The 17,249-nt window shown below is 64.2% G+C and carries 11 protein-coding genes and 1 pseudogene; 4 read left to right on the top strand and 8 right to left on the bottom strand.

Going from position 1 to position 17,249, the window contains the following annotated elements; translation table 11 throughout:
• Window positions 1–294: 294 nt before the first annotated feature.
• The 4 genes and pseudogenes from ACSZOQ_RS17115 to ACSZOQ_RS17100 all read right to left on the bottom strand — a co-directional run bounded on the left by ACSZOQ_RS17115 (window position 295) and on the right by ACSZOQ_RS17100 (window position 4,718).
• Entirely contained in the window at window positions 295–1,377 is a 1,083-nt protein-coding gene (locus tag ACSZOQ_RS17115) for a DUF4892 domain-containing protein (RefSeq protein ID WP_439923607.1), read from the bottom strand.
• 158 nt (window positions 1,378–1,535) lie between these two features.
• Window positions 1,536–2,470 (bottom strand): annotated as a pseudogene (gene htpX, locus ACSZOQ_RS17110) (zinc metalloprotease HtpX).
• A 208-nt stretch (window positions 2,471–2,678) separates the two neighbouring features.
• On the bottom strand, window positions 2,679–3,230 hold the full coding sequence (locus tag ACSZOQ_RS17105; RefSeq protein WP_439923606.1) for an N-acetyltransferase family protein: 552 nt from the start codon (window positions 3,228–3,230) through the stop codon (window positions 2,679–2,681).
• An 81-nt stretch (window positions 3,231–3,311) separates the two neighbouring features.
• Window positions 3,312–4,718 (bottom strand): outer membrane protein, encoded by a 1,407-nt coding sequence (locus ACSZOQ_RS17100; RefSeq protein ID WP_439923605.1) that lies wholly within the window; start codon window positions 4,716–4,718, stop codon window positions 3,312–3,314.
• Between the two features lie 186 nt (window positions 4,719–4,904).
• Here ACSZOQ_RS17100 and ACSZOQ_RS17095 point away from each other — a divergent pair, with 186 nt between their 5' ends.
• Together ACSZOQ_RS17095 and pdeM are read left to right on the top strand one after the other, a co-directional pair.
• Window positions 4,905–7,529, top strand: a complete 2,625-nt coding sequence (locus tag ACSZOQ_RS17095; RefSeq protein ID WP_439923604.1) for a ligase-associated DNA damage response DEXH box helicase — start codon at window positions 4,905–4,907, stop codon at window positions 7,527–7,529.
• Window positions 7,530–7,580: 51 nt separating this feature from the next.
• Window positions 7,581–8,321: a ligase-associated DNA damage response endonuclease PdeM gene (gene pdeM, locus ACSZOQ_RS17090; RefSeq protein ID WP_439923603.1), complete on the top strand. Its 741-nt coding sequence runs from the start codon at window positions 7,581–7,583 to the stop codon at window positions 8,319–8,321.
• A gap of 10 nt (window positions 8,322–8,331) precedes the next feature.
• Here pdeM and ACSZOQ_RS17085 read toward each other — a convergent pair whose 3' ends face one another.
• Entirely contained in the window at window positions 8,332–9,195 is an 864-nt protein-coding gene (locus tag ACSZOQ_RS17085; protein WP_439926116.1) for a LysR family transcriptional regulator, read from the bottom strand.
• 97 nt (window positions 9,196–9,292) lie between these two features.
• Here ACSZOQ_RS17085 and ACSZOQ_RS17080 point away from each other — a divergent pair, with 97 nt between their 5' ends.
• Both ACSZOQ_RS17080 and ACSZOQ_RS17075 read left to right on the top strand, forming a co-directional pair.
• On the top strand, window positions 9,293–10,228 hold the full coding sequence (locus ACSZOQ_RS17080; protein WP_439923602.1) for a DMT family transporter: 936 nt from the start codon (window positions 9,293–9,295) through the stop codon (window positions 10,226–10,228).
• 61 nt (window positions 10,229–10,289) lie between these two features.
• The gene (locus ACSZOQ_RS17075; RefSeq protein WP_439923601.1) at window positions 10,290–11,624 is read left to right on the top strand and encodes an NRAMP family divalent metal transporter; all 1,335 of its coding nucleotides are present in this window, start codon (window positions 10,290–10,292) and stop codon (window positions 11,622–11,624) included.
• A 3-nt stretch (window positions 11,625–11,627) separates the two neighbouring features.
• Here ACSZOQ_RS17075 and ACSZOQ_RS17070 read toward each other — a convergent pair whose 3' ends face one another.
• From ACSZOQ_RS17070 to ACSZOQ_RS17060, 3 genes are all read right to left on the bottom strand, one after another.
• On the bottom strand, window positions 11,628–12,419 hold the full coding sequence (locus ACSZOQ_RS17070; RefSeq protein ID WP_439923599.1) for a TIGR02186 family protein: 792 nt from the start codon (window positions 12,417–12,419) through the stop codon (window positions 11,628–11,630).
• Window positions 12,416–13,342: a sulfite exporter TauE/SafE family protein gene (locus tag ACSZOQ_RS17065; protein WP_439923598.1), complete on the bottom strand. Its 927-nt coding sequence runs from the start codon at window positions 13,340–13,342 to the stop codon at window positions 12,416–12,418. The genes ACSZOQ_RS17070 and ACSZOQ_RS17065 overlap by 4 nt, the downstream gene beginning before the upstream one ends.
• Before the next feature lie 194 nt (window positions 13,343–13,536).
• Entirely contained in the window at window positions 13,537–16,779 is a 3,243-nt protein-coding gene (locus ACSZOQ_RS17060; protein ID WP_439923597.1) for a hypothetical protein, read from the bottom strand.
• Window positions 16,780–17,249: the final 470 nt, after the last annotated feature.

The following is a 17,249-nucleotide window of genomic DNA, read 5'->3' as shown; positions in this document are numbered from 1 at the left end:
GTAGCCGGTCTGCCGGGGTGATCCCAAGGACACCGCATACCAAGTCACAATCGGAACGAAACGCCGTACCCCAATCTTTGGTTCCAAAGATTTTTGCGGGCGCCAAGTCTTTGTTTGCCCGCGACTTCGGCCCGTTGAGAACCGGGGACCTGGGCTGGCTTGGATCGCTAACTTTATTGTCGGATCCAGCGAAGCGGCGCGGCGAATTCGCCGCACGATCTTAGGTCAACGATCTCGGGGCGACGTCAGCGCGCGCTGACGTCGCAGGTTATGAATGCGGCGGACGGGTAGCCGTCAGTTCAGCTTGACTACTTCCACCCGGCGATTCTTGGCCCGGCCGTCCTCTGCGTCGTTCGAGGCTGCCGGCGCCATCATGCCCACCCCGGCGGCGCGCAGCCGCCTCGGGTCGATCCTGAAGTTCGCCGCCAGTGTCTTCACCACGGCCTCGGCGCGGCGGCGCGACAGGTCGAGGTTGTAGTCGAACGCCCCCTGATTGTCGGTGTGGCCGACGATCAGCACCGCGAGCTTCGGATCGGCACTGAGCAGCCCGGTGATCTCGGCCAATGTCGGATTCGATTCCGGCTTGAGGTCGGCCTTGGCTGTGTCGAAGAAGATGCCGTAGAGCGCGACGCGGCCGGTAGCCCCGATGCTCCGCGCCATCTGGTCGGCCTTCACCACCACCATCTTCTGCTCGCGCGGCTTCGGCTCGACGATATGGACCAGCGCCACTGTGCGTTCGTTGAACGCCTTGCAGTACAGATCGTCCTTGACCTGGAAGGTCTGCACCGTGACGTAGGCGTCGCCGCCGTCTTGCGGAATTTTCGCAGCGAAAAACCGCTGACCGTCGATGCTAGACGCGAGCGCGCACTTGCCGTTGGAGAAGTCGGCGTCCTTCAACTGCCCGGCATGGAAGAAGTACATCATCAGGCTCATGTCGCCGCCGCCGCCATCGCTGGAACGATCCGGCGCGCCGCCGCACTCCTCGCCCTTGCAGGCGTAGAGCATCTCGCCGCCGGCTGCCTTCACGACGTCCTGATAGTTACGCAACACTTCGAGCGGTGAGCGTTCGACCGGCAGCAGATAAGCAATACGCGTGCGTGCGCCCTCAACCTCGATTTCCTCCTTCGGCCTAAACACCTGATTGTTCATGCGATCGCGCTGATCGTCGCCGGCCTTTTCAAGCTTCGACAGCGGCACCTTGAAATCGGTGAAGGCGAGTTTCTCGTAGCTCACGATGAAGGAGCCTTCGTAACGCTTCAGCAGCGCATTGTCCCTGGTGTTGGCAATGTCCTTGCCAGGAATGGTGGCGTCCGCATGGGCAGAGGCCGTGCCCAACAACATCATCGCTCCGGCGAGCGCCGCAATCGACTTAAGCATTTCCGAATGATCTCCTTGGCGGAGAGTCCCACGAAGCCGATTCCGGACATGGTGACAAGGCAACGCATGCAGGTCGATTGGCCGCAGCTGAAATGGCCGCGGCCGTTGAACCGGCAACTCATGTCGCGCGACTTATTTTATTCGTGCAGAAAAGCGCATCAGCCCCAAGGACCGCGACGCGAAGGTCCCTGTCCGCCCCACGGACCGCCTGAGTCGCCGGGAGGCGATGCGGGCGGCGTAGAGGTGCCGCCGAACTGCGAGGTCAGCCTCTGCAACGCCGCGATACGATTTTCGGTCGAGGGATGGGTTGCGAACAGATTATCCATGCCGCGTCCCGACAGCGGATTGATGATGAACATGTGCGCGGTAGCCGGTGCGCGCTCCGCTTCCATGTTCGGCACCTGATGCGCGGCATCGTCGATCTTGGCGAGCGCCGAGGCGAGCCACATCGGCTGGCCGCAGATGCGCGCGCCCATGTCGTCGGCTGCGTATTCGCGGGTCCGGCTGATCGCCATCTGCACTAGCATGGCGCCGAGCGGCGCGAGGATCATCATCGCCAGCGAACCGATGATGCCGGGCCCGTTGTTATCGCGGTTGCCGGCGCCGAAGAACATGCCGAACTGTGCCAGCATCGAGATCGCGCCTGCAAATGTCGCCGTGATCGTCATCAGCAGCGTGTCGTGATGCTTGATATGCGCGAGTTCATGCGCGATCACGCCCGCCAGTTCCTCGCGGCGCAGGGACTGCACGAGACCTGTGGTCACAGCGACGGCGGCGTTCTCCGGATTGCGGCCGGTGGCGAAGGCGTTGGGCTGCGGATTGTCCATCAGGAAGACACGCGGCATCGGCAGGCCGGCGCGCTCGGCGAGTTCGGCCACCAGCCGGTGCAGGTCGGGCGCGGTGCCGGCGTCGACCTCGTGACGCCGTACACCGACAGCACCATGCGGTCGGAGTTCCAGTAGGCGAAGATATTGGTCGCGGCCGCGACAGCGAGCGCGATCATCGCCCCAGTGGCGCCGCCGATCAGATAGCCCACGCCCATGAACAGGCCGGTGAGGCCTGCCAGCAGGATCGCAGTGCGAAAATAATTCATCGAGCTCCTCAAGCCGCCGCCCGGAATATCGGGCCGGCATCACAGAACATGGGAATTGCGGATCGGGGCGCGCAAGTGCGGCGGCCCGTCGCGGCGGGACCACCCGAAGCCGAAGCCGGGGGTAGGGTAGCGCGCTATAGCGTTTTCGCGCGCGAGCTCGCGGCCGCCGCGCAGGTGCAGGCAGCGGAACCGTCGAGATGTTTCTCCGTCAATCCGGGATGTGCGCCGCGTGGCTTGCGGGAATCGTCGCGCTGCCGTCGCCGAGCGCGAGCTGCATCATCACCGTGTCGAGCCAGCGACCGAACTTGAGGCCAACCGAGGGATGGGTGCCGATCATCTCGAAGCCCGCGCGCGCGTGCACGCCAATCGATCCCGCATTGGCGGAGTCGCCGATCACGGCGATCATCTGGCGATAACCGCGCGCCCCGCATTCGGTGATCAGGCGGCGCAGCAACTGTATCCCGACGCCGCGGCGATGGATGGATGGCGCCAGATAGATCGAGTTCTCCACGGTGAAGCGATAGGCCGGCCGCGGCCGGTAGGGACCGGCATAGGCATAGCCGACTACGGCCCCCGCCAGCTCCGCGACCAGATAAGGAAAGCCGCCGTCCCGGAGCGCGGCAAAGCGCCGTGTCATCTCGGCGAGATCGGGCGGAACAAGCTCGAAGGTCGCGGTCCCGAAACGCACGGCATGATCATAGATTCCGGTGACGGCGGAGAGATCGGCTTCATCGGCGATTCGGATCAGGGGATCGGGCATGACGCGAAGATTATTTCGGCATCCGTAAAAGAAAAGCCCCGGCCTTTCGGCCGGGGCTTTGAAGGTTCAAATCCGTTGCGATCAGTATCTCGCAACCACCGGCGTGTTGAAGTGATAGTTCAGGCCGGTGCGGAAGATGTGTTCCTTGACCTCGGTCGTCAGTACGCCCGCCCCGGCCCCGACGACGTCGAAGCCGTTGGTGGACTTGCCGAGATCGACATACAGATATTCGGTCTTGGCAGTCCAGTTCGGTCCGAACAGGTTCAGGAAAGTGAAGGGCGTTTCGATGCCGGCGCCGGCCGTCCAGCCGGTCCTGGTCTGTGACAGAGAAATCGTCTGGGTCGGAACACCGACACCCGATGCCGTGATGTCTGTCTTCACACCGCCGTAGGCGAAACCGCCGGTGGCGTAGAACAGGGTCGAGCCGACTGAGTAGCCAAAGCGGCCGCGTACGGTGCCAAACCATGGCAGCTTGGCATCATAGGCGAGACTGCCGGTAGCGGAGCACGTCGCCAAGCAGGTCTTGTTGTCTTCCTGTGCGGAGGCATGGATGTCGGTTTCGAGACCGTACACCCAGTTGCCGGCTTGCCAGTTGTAACCGGCCTGGACGCCCCCGTTGATGCCGTCCGGAGCGAGATTGAAGCTCTCGCTGGTCCCGCTGAAGGGATCGAGCACCGAACTGCGGTCGCGGCCGGTGCCGGCGCCGAGATTGCCGCCGAGGTAGAACCCGGTCCAGTTCGCGACCACGACGGGCGTATAGTTGCTGTTGCCGCCGATGCGATAGTTCAGGCCGACGCGGAAGATGTTTTCACGGTATTCGCTGCGAAGCGACTCGCCGGCGAATGCCAGTGCGTCAGTCCTGTTGCCGAGGTCCAGCCAAAGATATTCGATCTTGCCGGTCCAGTTGCCGCCCAGCGCGGCTTCCACGCCGCTGCCCCAGGTCCAGCCACTGCGGCCGCCGCCCACTGACGACGCCACCCCGTTTTCCGTGACAGTGGTTCTGACATTGCCGTAGGCGTAGCCAGCAGTAACATAAGTCAGGACGGGACCGGTCGCGAGACCGATGCGGCCGCGAACCGTGCCGAACCAGTCGAGTTGCTGACTATAGGTGTTGTTGGGAACGAAGCGTGGGTCGAGGAGACTCGGGTACCTGTCGTTCATGTCGGCGCCCTGGATATCGGCCTCGACACCGAGGACCAACGGACCCAGGAACGAATTGGTTTGCCAGTTATAGCCGATCTGGCCGCCGCCCAGCGCGCCAAGCGGTTGAAGGTAAGTCGAATCTGCTAAAGCTCCGGGAGCATCGTGCCCAGTTCGGTCCCGGCCGAGTCCGATCCCGGCGTTCACGCCGAGATAAAATCCAGTCCAGTCATAGACCGGGGCCGCCATCACAGGAGCCTTGGTGTAGGGCCGTGCCGCAAGATCCGCTGCCTGGGCGGCGCTCATCGCAGTGCTGGCAAGCAGAACACCGAGCAAAATCTTTTTCATTATCGACCCCATGGACTATGACCGCAGAAATGTACGCGCAGGCGCGCGATTTGTCTGTGGTGCGGCGGTCACACTGGCTTGGAAACCGTGCCGGGATTCTAAAAAATTCTAGCGTTTTCAATATGCTTGAACAGCTGAGGTTGTCTCGGGCGCCAGTAGGGACGCTTGATCCCGAGCGCGCACGGTATGCGCGATTCGCCTGATTCACCGACGCGCCTCTCGACCCGGCGCGCCCAGCGGCTTACCTGTGGAGATGTGGAACAGCCCGCGCCGCTGCCGCCAGCCTTCGCCGACGTACTGCCGGATGTATTCCTGCGGTGGTTCGGCGCACGTGGCTGGTCGCCGCGCGCGCATCAACTGGCATTGCTGCGAAAGGCGCGCGAGGGCCGTTCGACGCTGCTGATCGCGCCCACCGGCGCCGGCAAGACGCTGGCCGGATTTCTGCCGACTCTGGTAGAGATTTCTGACTTTCCTTCTCCTGCGCGGGGAGAGGGAAGTCTGACCAAAGGTCTCCACACCCTCTACATTTCGCCGCTGAAGGCGCTCGCGGTCGATATCGCCCGCAACTTGGAAGCGCCGATCGCCGAGATGAGGCTGCCGATCAAGGTCGAGACCCGCACAGGCGATACACCGGTATCGAGGCGGCAGCGGCAACGGCGCTATCCGCCGGATATCCTGCTGACGACGCCGGAGCAGATGGCGCTATTGCTCGCCTCTGACGATGCGCCTTTTCTGTTTTCCTCGCTGAAGCGAGTCGTGCTCGACGAATTGCATGCGCTGGTGACCTCAAAGCGCGGTGACCTGCTGTCGCTCGCGTTGGCGCGGCTCTGGCGGCTCGCGCCGCGGTTGCGCACGATCGGATTGTCCGCGACGGTGGCGGAGCCGGAGTCGCTGGCGCGGTTTCTGGTGCCGCAACCCAAAGACCAAGGCGTATCCGCCGACATCGTCGTGGCCGGCGGTGCGGCCGCGCCGGTCGTGGAAATGCTCGATACAAGCGAGCGGCTGCCGTGGGCCGGGCATTCGGCGCGCCACGCGCTGGCCGAGATTTACGATCTCATCAAGCGCAACAAGACCACGCTGGTGTTTGTCAACACCCGCAGCCAGGCCGAGATGCTGTTCCAGGATCTCTGGCGCATCAACGACGACGGCCTCGCCATCGCGCTGCATCACGGCTCGCTCGATGTCGCGCAGCGCCGCAAGGTGGAGCAGGCGATGACGGAGGGTCGTTTGCGCGGCGTGGTCTGCACTTCGTCGCTCGATCTCGGCGTCGACTGGGGCGATGTCGATCTCGTCATCAACATCGGCGCGCCGAAAGGCGCATCGCGGCTGATGCAGCGGATCGGCCGCGCCAATCACCGTCTTGATGAAGCCTCGCGCGCGGTGCTGGTGCCGGCCAATCGGTTCGAGGTGCTGGAATGTCGCGTCGCCATCGATGCGGTGAACGAGAACGCGCAGGATACGCCGCCACTGCGCACAGGTGCACTTGATGTGCTGGCGCAGCATGTTATGGGCCGCGCCTGCGGCGAGCCGTTCCATGCCGATCAGCTTTACGACGAGGTGCGGACCGCAGCACCCTATGCGGCGCTGACCCGCGCCGACTTCGACGACGTGATCGATTTCGTCGCCACCGGCGGTTATGCGCTGAAAAGCTATGAGCGTTTCGCCCGCATCAGGCAGGACAAGGAAGGCCGCTGGCGCGTCGCCAATCCGAAGGTGCGGCAAAGTTATCGCCTCAACGTCGGCACCATCGTCGAGGAGGCGATGCTGAAGGTGAAGCTGGTGCGCTCGCGGCGCGGCGGCCAAAACGGGGGTAAAGGCTCGACCGGCGTGATCGCGCGCGGCGGCCGCATGCTCGGCGAGATCGAGGAATATTTTATCGAAGGCCTCGTCGTCGGCGACACCTTCGTGTTCGGCGGCGAGATCGTGCGCTACGAGGCGCTGGTCGAAGATCAGGTTTACGTCTCGCGCGCCAATGACGAGAGTCCGAAAGTGCCGTCCTACATGGGCGGCAAGTTTCCGCTCTCGACCTATCTCGCCGAACGGGTTCGCAATCTGCTCGACGACAAGCGCGCATGGAATGGCTTGCCGGATCAGGTGCGGGAATGGCTGTCGCTGCAGGCTTCGTTCTCGCGTGTGCCGCATGCGCGCGAGATGATCGTCGAGACCTTTCCGCGCGCCGACAAGCATTACCTTGTTTGCTATCCGTTCGAGGGGCGGCTCGCGCACCAGACGCTTGGCATGCTCTTGACGCGGCGACTGGAGCGGATGCGCGTGCGGCCGCTCGGCTTCGTCGCCAATGAGTATGCGCTTGCGATCTGGATGCTCGGCGATGCCTCCGCCATGATCAAGCAGCGCCGGCTTGATCTCGGCGCGCTGTTCGATCCGGACATGCTGGGCGACGATCTCGAGGCATGGCTTGCGGAATCCGCGCTGATGAAGCGCACGTTCCGCAGTTGCGCGATCATCTCGGGGCTGATTGCGCGCCGCTTCACTGGCGAGGAAAAGAGCCGCCGCCAAGTGCTATTCTCGACCGATCTCGTCTACGACGTGCTGCGCAAGCATCAGCCCGATCATGTCTTGTTGCGTGCGGCGCGCGCGGATGCCGCGACCGGACTGCTGGATATTCGCCGCCTGAGCGATATGCTGGCGCGGATCAAGGGCCGCATCACTCACAAGCCGCTCGACCACATTTCGCCGCTCGCGGTGCCGGTGATGCTGGAGATCGGCCGTGAGGCGGTCTATGGCGAGGCGTCCGACGAACTGCTGGCCGAAGCCGCCGAGAGCCTTGTCAAGGAAGCGATGGAACGGTGATATATTTTGCCGTGTTTCCATGGCCCGCGCTCTTTTCGGAAGATCGTTCACATGATCTATGAAAGCGACGAGCCTCTTTCCGATTCGGATCATCTCTTGAGCGTGCTTGCCATCAACGATGCCCTGCCCGGCTCGCCCCTGCGAGTTGCGGCCGTCGATTTTGTGGCCGATCTCTCGGGCGCGCTGTTCTGGGAAAATGAGCGCCTGCTCGTCGTCTCCGACCTGCATCTTGAAAAGGGCTCGAGCTTCGGCAGCCGCGGCGTGCTGCTGCCACCATACGACACGGTTGCAACGCTCGGTCGTCTCGCCGCGGTCATCGCACGGTTCGATCCGCGTACGGTGATCGCGCTCGGCGACAGCTTTCACGATCGCGAAGCGCATGAACGCCTGTCAGCGCAGGATCGCGAGGCGTTGTCCGCTTTGCAGGCGCGCCGCGACTGGATCTGGATTTCCGGCAATCACGATCCAGCGTTGCCATCCGATCTCGGGGGCGTTGTCGCCGAAGAAGTTGCGATGGGTGAGATCGTATTCCGCCATGAGCCGACCGGTGCTTTCGGTGAAATCGCAGGTCACCTGCATCCCAAGGCGCGGGTCTCGACGCGCGGCCGTTCGATGGAGCGGCGCTGTTTCGCGAGCGACGGCGCGCGCGCGGTGATGCCAGCGTTCGGGGCCTACGCCGGAGGCCTGAGCATTCGCGACAAAGCATTCGCCAGACTCTTCTCGGCCGATTTCCTTGCGCATGTGCTCGGCGACAGCCGCATGCACGCGATCGCCGCGTCGAGGTGTTACTGAGCGCGTTCTCTCACGCTGCCTTCGCCTGCACCGTATTGCAGAAGTCTGCCAGCAGATCGGCAACGCGCAGCGTGGCAGGGCTCGCCTGTGGCGCTGCGACCAGCGCCACCTCGGTCTTGTCGATCGGTGCAAAACCGTCTTTCGCCGTCAGGACACGATGCGCCGGCTGAATCGCGATCTCCGAGAGAATGCTTAAGCCCAGGCCGGCGGCGACCGCAGCCTGGATTCCCGCGAGGCTCGAACTGGTATAGGCCATGTGCCAGACGCGGCCTGCGCTTTCGATCGCGTGAATGGCGCCGGTCCGATACAGGCAGCCCGGCGGAAAACCGATCAGCGGAACGGATTGGGTTTCCAGATTGACGGGATGGATCTTACTCGTCACCCAATGGACCCGCTCGGGCCACACGCTGATGCCGCCCTTCTCGCCGGCCGGACGCTTGAGCAGCGCCAGATCGAGTTCGCTGCGCTCGAGATCGCGGCGCAGATATGTGCTCTGGTCGGCGCGCACGTCGAGCCGCAGACCGGGACGCGACCGCATGAAACTCGCCAGCAATTCGGCCAGGCGATAGGCGGCGAAATCCTCCGGGATTCCAAGCCGGACGACGCCTTCGCCTTTCGGCCGCGCCAGCACGTCGCGGGTTTCCTCCGCCAGCGCCAACAGCCGCCGCGCGTAAGCCAGCAACCGCTCGCCGTCCTCGGTCGGAATCACCTTCTTGCCGATGCGGTTGAGCAGGGGGCGGCCGAAGTCGTCCTCCAGCCGCTTGATCTGCTGGCTGACGGTCGACTGGGTACGATGGACACGCTCACCGGCGCGGGTGAAGCCCCCAGCATCGACGACGGACACGAAACTGCGCAACAATTCGAGATCCAGCATGGTGCCTATCATTTGAAAATCCACTTATCATTATTTTATCATTTAATTTCCAAATGACAAGGCGGCGGTCTACATCACGGGCAAAGGAGACTTCCCGATGTCCCTCATGTCACCGTCCCTTGCCTCGCCCGCCGCACCGCACCCCGCCTTCAATACGCTGCCGGCCACCATTGCCGCGTTCTGCCTGCTGTGGAGCTTCGCCTTCGTCGCCGGCAAGATCGGCGTCACCGATTGTCCGCCGCTGCTCCTGCTGACAGCGCGCTTTCTGCTCGCCGGCATCCTGATCTTCGGCATTGCCATGCTACGCGGCGAGGGGTGGTCGCTCTCCCGCCGCGATGTCGCGATTTTCGCGCTGCTCGGCATTGCCAACAACGCGATGTATCTCGGCCTCGGCTACACCGGCCTGCAAACCGTCTCGGCGGGGTTGGGCGGCCTGATCGTCAGCGCCAATCCGGTATTCACGGCGGTGCTGGCTGCGATCTTTCTCGGCGAGAGCCTGACCTGGCGCAAGGTCGCAGGCCTGCTGCTCGGAATCGCCGGCGTTACCTTCATCGTTTGGCATCGCATGTCGGTCGGCACCGACAGCCTGCACGGAATCCTGTTCACGCTGGCATCGCTGGCCTCGATCGTCGCCGGCACCGTTTTGTTCAAGGTCTTTGCGCCGAAGGGCAACCTCTGGCTCGGCAACGGTGTCCAGAATTTGTCGGGCGGTCTGGCGCTGCTGCCGTTCGCGTCGACGCTGTCTGATGTCAGCGACATCGTGCCGAGCTGGCGGCTGCTGGGTGCCTTTGCCTACCTTGTGCTGTGCGGCTCGATCTTCGCCTACGTGCTGTGGTTTCATCTGCTCAAGGTCTGCGGCGCCACAGCGGCCAGTGCCTATCACTTCCTGATGCCGCCGCTCGCCATACTGTTTGCCTGGATGGTGCTTGGCGAGCATGTCGCGGCGCGCGACCTCCTAGGCATCGTCCCGGTGGCACTCGGCATCTATCTCGTCACGCGTCCCGCTGCTGCCCCAGCGCAGCGTGCAAGCTAGGAGCTGTTACTTCCGGAACCGGCACCGGCTGCCCGCGTTGTCTGGCGCGGCTGGAGCAGGCATGACGAAAGCGGTGCGCGGACCAAATAAAGAAGCAGGCCAGCGCGCCCCGCCTGTGAAGGACGCGCCCTCGAAGCCGTTTCGGTTGCGTGACGTCTTCAAAACGCTTGGTCCGGGCCTGATCACCGGCGCCGCGGACGACGATCCCTCCGGCATCGGCACCTACAGCCAGACCGGTGCGCAGCTCGGCTACGCCGCAAGCTGGACTATGGTGTTGACGTTTCCCCTGATGGCGGCGATCCAGGAGATCTCCGCGCGGGTGGGCCGTGTCACCGGAAACGGCATCGCTGGCAACGTCTGCCGCCACTATCCCGCGAGCCTGCTGAACGGCATCGTCTCGCTGCTGTTTATTGCCAACACCATCAATGTCGCCGCCGACCTTGGCGCGATGGCGGATGCGTTCAAGCTGCTGTTCGGCGGTCCCGCCTTTGCGTATGTGCTTCTGTTCGGCGTCACATCGGTCGTGGCGCAGATCTTTCTTGATTACGCGCGTTATGTCGCTGTCCTCAAGTGGCTGACACTGAGCCTGTTCGCCTATGTCGGTGCGCTGGCGGTCGCGCATGTGTCCTGGGGCGAGGCGCTCGCGGGATTGCTGATCCCTCGCGTCGAGTTCAGCGCATCGTTTCTCACCACGGTCGTCGCCATCCTTGGGACGACGATCTCGCCCTATCTGTTTTTCTGGCAGGCCTCGCAGGAAGCGGAGGATCAGCGAGTCGATTCCGGGAAACGGCCGCTGATCGACAGGCATCATGGCGCGCAAAAGGAATTCAATCGCATTCGCGCCGATACCATCGTCGGAATGGCCTTCTCCAGCCTGATCGCGATCGCGATCATTCTCACCGCGGCTGCGACTTTTCATGCCGCCGGCAAGACCGATATCGAGACCTCGGCGCAGGCTGCGGAAGCGTTGCGGCCGATCGCGGGCCGGTTCGCGGAAGTGATTTTCGCGCTTGGCATCGTCGGCACCGGGTTGCTGGCGATTCCGGTGCTGGCGGGCTCGGCGGCCTATGCCGTCGGCGAGGGGCGACGATGGCCGGTCGGGCTGGCGCGCAAGCCCAAGGAGGCGGCCGCGTTCTATGCGGTGCTGGCGCTGTCGGCGGCGATCGGAATCCTCCTCAACTTCACACCGGTCGAGCCTATTCAGGCCTTGTACTGGAGCGCGGTTATCAACGGCGTGCTTGCGGTACCTGTGATGGTGCTGCTGATGGCGATGGTGCACCGTCGCGATGTCATGGGCAGGTTTGTCGTCACCGGCACGCTGTATTGGCTGGGGTGGCTCGCCACGGCCGTGATGGCCGTCGGGGTCGCGGCGATGGCCATTGCATGGTTGTTGTGACCATCAGTCTTTGCGGAAGACGATCGACGCCATCCAGCCCGCCATCAGCCCCATACATGCCGTCGCCAAGCCGTAGATGAGGCCGTGCTGCCGGGCGGCGGTCGCCACAAACTGCTCGAAGCCGACCTTGACGATTTCGAACGCCGTATCGGTCTTGGCGATCAGCGCGCCGTCGGCGAGCAGCTTGATTCCGATGGTGTAGGTGCCGATCGGCACCTCTGCCGGAAGCGGAATGCCGGTGCGGAACAGGGTCGGCGTCAGGAAGGTCACGGCCGAGGTGTTCTCGCGATACAACCCGTGGTCGGCGCGCAGCTTTATGAAGGCGCGGCGGAACGGATCGCTCGCCACAACGTCGGCATAGTCAGGGCCGACGCGCTGCGTCAGCAGCACGTTGTTCAGTCCGAGCTGCTGCCGGCGCAGGACGTCCGGCGCGGCGATCTTGTCCAGCGGCCGGTTGGCGAAGGTCGCGAGATAGGCCGGGACCTTGAGGAATTGTCGCGAGTCGGCATTCATCCAGATCCCGAATCGGCGCTCCTTGCGGCGCGTGACCATGTCGACGCGCGGGCCGCTGACGGTCACGACGAGATCGTAGCCGGTGCTCGGAACTGGCGTATCACGGTCGCGCTCGATCGAGCCGAACAGCACCAGTTCCTCGCCCGAATAGTTCGGCGTCACGGTGACGCGATGATTCGACACCGAGACGATCAGGTGCTCGGCGCGTGCATCGCCCGCAACGAAGGCGGCGCCGAGCAGCAGCGCCAGTCCTATCGTCAAGCGGGCTGCGCGCGTTCTCATGTGCCGCCCGTGGTTTCACGGACGGTGTAAAGATCGGCGGGACGAATTCCCAGTTCGATCGCAAAGCGGATTCCGACCGCCAGAATCAACAGCCCAAGCAGCAGGCGCAGGTGTTCGCCGCGGATGCGCTGACCGGCGCGGGCGCCGAATTGCGCGCCGGTCACGCCGCCGGTCATCAGGATCAACGCCAGCACGACATCAACGAGATGGTTGGTGGCGGCGTGCAGCACCGTAGCGAATGTCATGGTGACGAGGGTGAGCATCATGGACGTGCCGATCACGGTCGACGTCGGTACGCGCAGCACGTAGATCAGCAACGGCACCAGAATGAAGCCGCCGCCGATGCCCATGATCGCGCCGATGAAGCCGATGAAGAGGCCGATGGTCACAACCGGGATGGCCGACAGATAGATTTTGGACCGCTTGAACCGGAGTTTCAGCGGCAAGCCGTGGATCCAGCCATGGCTGCCCGAGCGTCGCAGCGGAACGGACTGGCCTAGCCGGGCCCGCCGCATGGCGCGCAGCCCCTCCCAGAACATCGCTCCGCCGACGCCGGACAACAGCACCAAATAGGACAGCGCGATCAAAAGATCGAGCTGGCCCAGCGAGCGCAGCAGCGTGAAGGTCCAGACGCCGAGCATGGTTCCGACAATGGCGCCGCCCAGCAACACCACGGCGAGCATCGGATCGATCGCGCGCTTGCGCCAGTAGGACAGTGCGCCGGTGAAGGAGGAAGCGGCGATGTGGCTCGTGACCGTTGCAACGGCAACCGCCGGCGCGATGCCGACAAAGATCAGCAGCGGCGTCATCAGGAAGCCGCCGCCGATGCCGAACATGCCGGATACGAAGCCCACCGCCGCGCCCATCGCCAGGATGAGGAACACGTTGACCGGGAGATCGGCGATCGGGAGATACAGCTGCACGCGCGTTCGTTTTCGGATTTGGCCGCGGGCTGGCCGGCGCCTTTCCGCAGCATGGACCTTCGGTTGCGGCGCGGTCGCTGGGCCGCGTCCCCTGCATAACCGAAATCATCAGCGGCCGGGGTTAAAGAATTCGGGATGGCCCGGCTTTTTCGCCGGACTTCCCGATCAGGTCCGAAGTTGGTGAATAATTTGGACTACCGCGCAGCCTGCCTGGCCGTCGCAGGCTTGGCCGAGGCGGATCGGGCCGCCGTGGTTTTGGCCGTAGTCTTGGTCGGAGACTTTGCGGTCGCGCTGTCCCATCCACCGGCGGGACTCGCGACGTTGACGGCATCGTCGGGCTGAGACTTGGGGACGAATGTTTGAACCGCCTGCTTGGCGACGGCAAGCGACTGCGGATCGAGGCGCTTGGCGACCTCGTCGCGCTTGCGCCCGGAATCCACGTCGCCTTGCGCAGCAGCAAGGCTGAACCACTTGTAGGATTCCGCAAGATTCTGTTCGATGCCGATGCCGCGGGCACAGAGAATGCCGAGATTGAACTGGCTGTCAGCGACGCCCCGCTCGGCCGCCTTGCGGAACCATTGCGCCGCGCTGGTGTAGTCGGCGCCCTTGCCGCCGCCATCGGCATCGAGCACGGCGAGGTTATGCATGGCCTTGGCGTTGCCCCGTTCGGCCGCCTGCATGTAATAGCGCCGCGCCGCGGCGACATCCTTGCTCACCCCGAGGCCCTTCTCGTGGAGGGTGCCGAGCCTGAACATGGCCGGCACGATGCCGGCTTGCGCCGCGCGATCGTACCATTTCGCGGCTTCGTCGTAATTGACGGTAACGCCTTTGCCCTCTGCATAGCGGACACCGACTTCAAACTCCGCAGCCGCGTCGCCTTGCAGCGCGGCGGTCCGCAGCTTGGGGCTCCCGATGCTGTCGGGGAGGGATTCAGAACGGGGAATTGCGACCGGCTCGCGTGTGTGTCCGTCGGGGACGGATGCGGGCGCGACCGGAACCGTGCCGGTGATATCGGCGGATGTGGTCTCTGGTCGGCTCAATGGCGCCGTGTCTGACGAGGATTCGGCCGGAGCCGCGCTGCCGGCGGGCGGCGGCGAAATCATCGACTGCCGGTCGATCGGCATGGGCGACGTCATCGACGGCATCGCCGGAGTCTGGGTTGCGGGGTCGGCTTCCGCGTCGGCTGGCGGCTTTGCTGCAGGCGGGGCGACCGGGCTGGTTTCGCTGACCGCCGCGCGCTGGGTCCCATCGAGCAGCGACATTGCGAACTTGAAACTGCCGAGCACGATCACCACCACGCTCACTCCGACGAGCAGCGAGCGGATCTTGGAGGTGATGCCGGACCCGCCTGTGGCGGGACGCGCCGGTTCGATGGCGACCTTGGTTCGGCCGGCCTTGTCAGGCGACGGTGCCGCAGCGGCGGCAGCCTGCGCGGCCCGGCGCGCTGCGGCAATGAACGATGAACTCGATTGTTCGCTGGGCGTTTCGGCAATGTCGCCGATCGCGCTTTCGGAGGCCGCGATGCGCTCCGAAGGCGATGCTCCGCGTCCCGGCGGACGGGTGCCGGGTTCCAGCGGATGATCGGGCGGCAGGTCCGGATCGATCGCAGGGCGTGGTTGCGGCGGCCGCGGCGTTGCCGATTGGAGGCCGTGCCCGGGGCCGGGGTCGAAGGTGTTGGTCGGAATGAGGATATCCCCGATCGCGCGCGCGGGGGTAGACGCTGATGCGGAGGCGCCCGGCACCGGCTGCGGCGATGCCATCTGCGACAGCACGGGGTTCGGCAATGCGGGCCTTGGTGGCAGACCCGCCGGCGGTTCCGGTATTGCGCCGCGAGAAGGGGCCGCAGGCATCGCGCGGACTGCGCGCAGGTCGCCTTCGATCATCGCCAGCCGATCAACCACGTGCCCGAGCGTGTTGTGAACGACCTCGAGTGAGTCTTGGGTATGACGGTCGGTTTCCGATTGGCAGAAGCGCATCTCGGACAATTCGCGCTTGATCGCCTCAACGACCTCGCTGTCCATGGCCGGGCTGCCGCTGCGCGGACTGCTTTCAGCCAGCGCTGTGAGCCCGGCCTGCTGCCGTTCCAGGTGATGCAGGATGTCCTGCAAGCCTTCCTCGACGCGCCCGAGATTGGTTCCTGAATGGCCGCTGGCGATCTCCAGGCGTTCAAGCAGCAGCGAGACTCGCTGTTCGAGATGCGCCAGTGCCGATGATGAGTCGTGACCGGCCGGCAAACGGTCGAGACGGTCGGACAGTGCCCGCACCGCGTCTTCAAGCTGCTCGGAACTGCCGGAGGCGGGACGTTCGCGGTTTTCCAGCGTCGCCGTCAGCGCGGCCACGCGCTGTTCGAGCGCGGAGAATGAATCGCTATTGCCCTCGGGTCGGCCGAGCTGATCGACTTTCGACGACAGCAGGTTGAGATCGTCGCTGAGCCGCGCCAGCGCGTCGTTCGAGGCGACGTTGGAGACGATGCCGCGAAGCGCGCCGATCGCGTTTTCGAGCTGCTGCACCATGCCGCCGTCGCCGCTGCTGCGCACGATCGTATCGATCTTGCCGCCGAGATTGCGGATTGCCTCGTCGAATCCGGCGAGCTGTTCCGCCGGTTTCAGCGTTCGCAGCGCGTCGTAGATCTCATTGAGGGCGTGTTCGATGTTCGCCAGCGCCTGGCCGTCGCTGCCGCTTTGGCGGATGTCGTCGATGCGGCGCGACAGCGAACGAATCTCGTTCTCGATCGATTCGATCGCGCGGCGCGGCATCGCTTCGGTGATGATGTGACGAATACCCGCAAGCTCGCTGCGGAATGCGGCGATCGACTGCTCGATTCCGTCCGGTCGCTGCAGCGATTCGATCTGGCTCGTGATCTTGACGAGTTGCCGCTCGAGGCCGGAGAAATCCTTCGCCTGCCGCGGCGTTGTCATCGCCGGCGCCACAGGAGCTGGGCTGCGCGGCCGCGTCGCGCGCGAGGCGTCGTCGAGTTCATGCTGGCGCGCGGCCACTTCCGCGATTGCGAATTCGAGCGACGCGAGATCAGGCGGTGGCGTCCGGTAAACCTCGGCTGCGGCGCGCTCGACTCTGTCGGCGCGGTGCTGCGCATCCTCCGCGGGGGCCTGGGCGGCGACCCGGGCGAGCCGGGCATCGAGCCGCGAAATGGCGTCGTTGAGCTGGCGGGCGACGGCAGGCTCGCCGTGCGTGGCTGGGCTCGACAACTGATCGATCTGGCGCGTGATGGAATCGAGCCGCTGATGAATGTCCGCGACGTCGTGGCTGTCTTGGTTCGGGACTGGAGACTGCGCCATCCGGGAATCCGGCATGGCATTGCCGACCGTCGAACTGAGCCACTCATTCAAAGACATGCCGGCGTGCCGCGCAGCGGCTTCGGCCCGCTCGCGAACGGATGGTTCGATTCCGTCTTCGCTCCACGATCCGCGCGAATTCATGTTTTCGTCCGGTGTCTGACCGGCGCGTTCGGTGCGCCTTCAGGCTCCCCGCGCGCCCCTTTGAATAGACAATCCCAAACTGGCGCGGGGTCTGCCTCTGAGGCTCAACCTTTTCGTGTTACGGTAAACAACGGGTTAAGGAGTTGTGTGACCGCTGCCAAAAGTTGCATTTTGGTGAAAGGAAGCCCGCTCGATTTGGGCTCGGTTACGCCCATTGGTTGTTTTATTAAAATAAGCAACCATTGATCGATAATGCGCGCCCTGCCTGTTGGGGGCACCAACTCGGCCGGTATGCCTACGCAGGACGTTGACCGATATGCGACCCCTTAGGACGTGGAGCCCCGCGCCACGCGCGAGCATGACGCCTGAATTGCCCCCTCAATGACCAATTCGCCGTTGTCTGCACCTCGACCGCATGAACGGGCGAGATTGATGCAATTGCATCGAATGCGGTAAGCTGCCAGCGGGGA

This window comes from Nitrobacter sp. JJSN (assembly GCF_051912485.1).
GTDB lineage: Bacteria > Pseudomonadota > Alphaproteobacteria > Rhizobiales > Xanthobacteraceae > Nitrobacter.
This window is presented reverse-complemented; position numbering and strand designations above follow the sequence as displayed.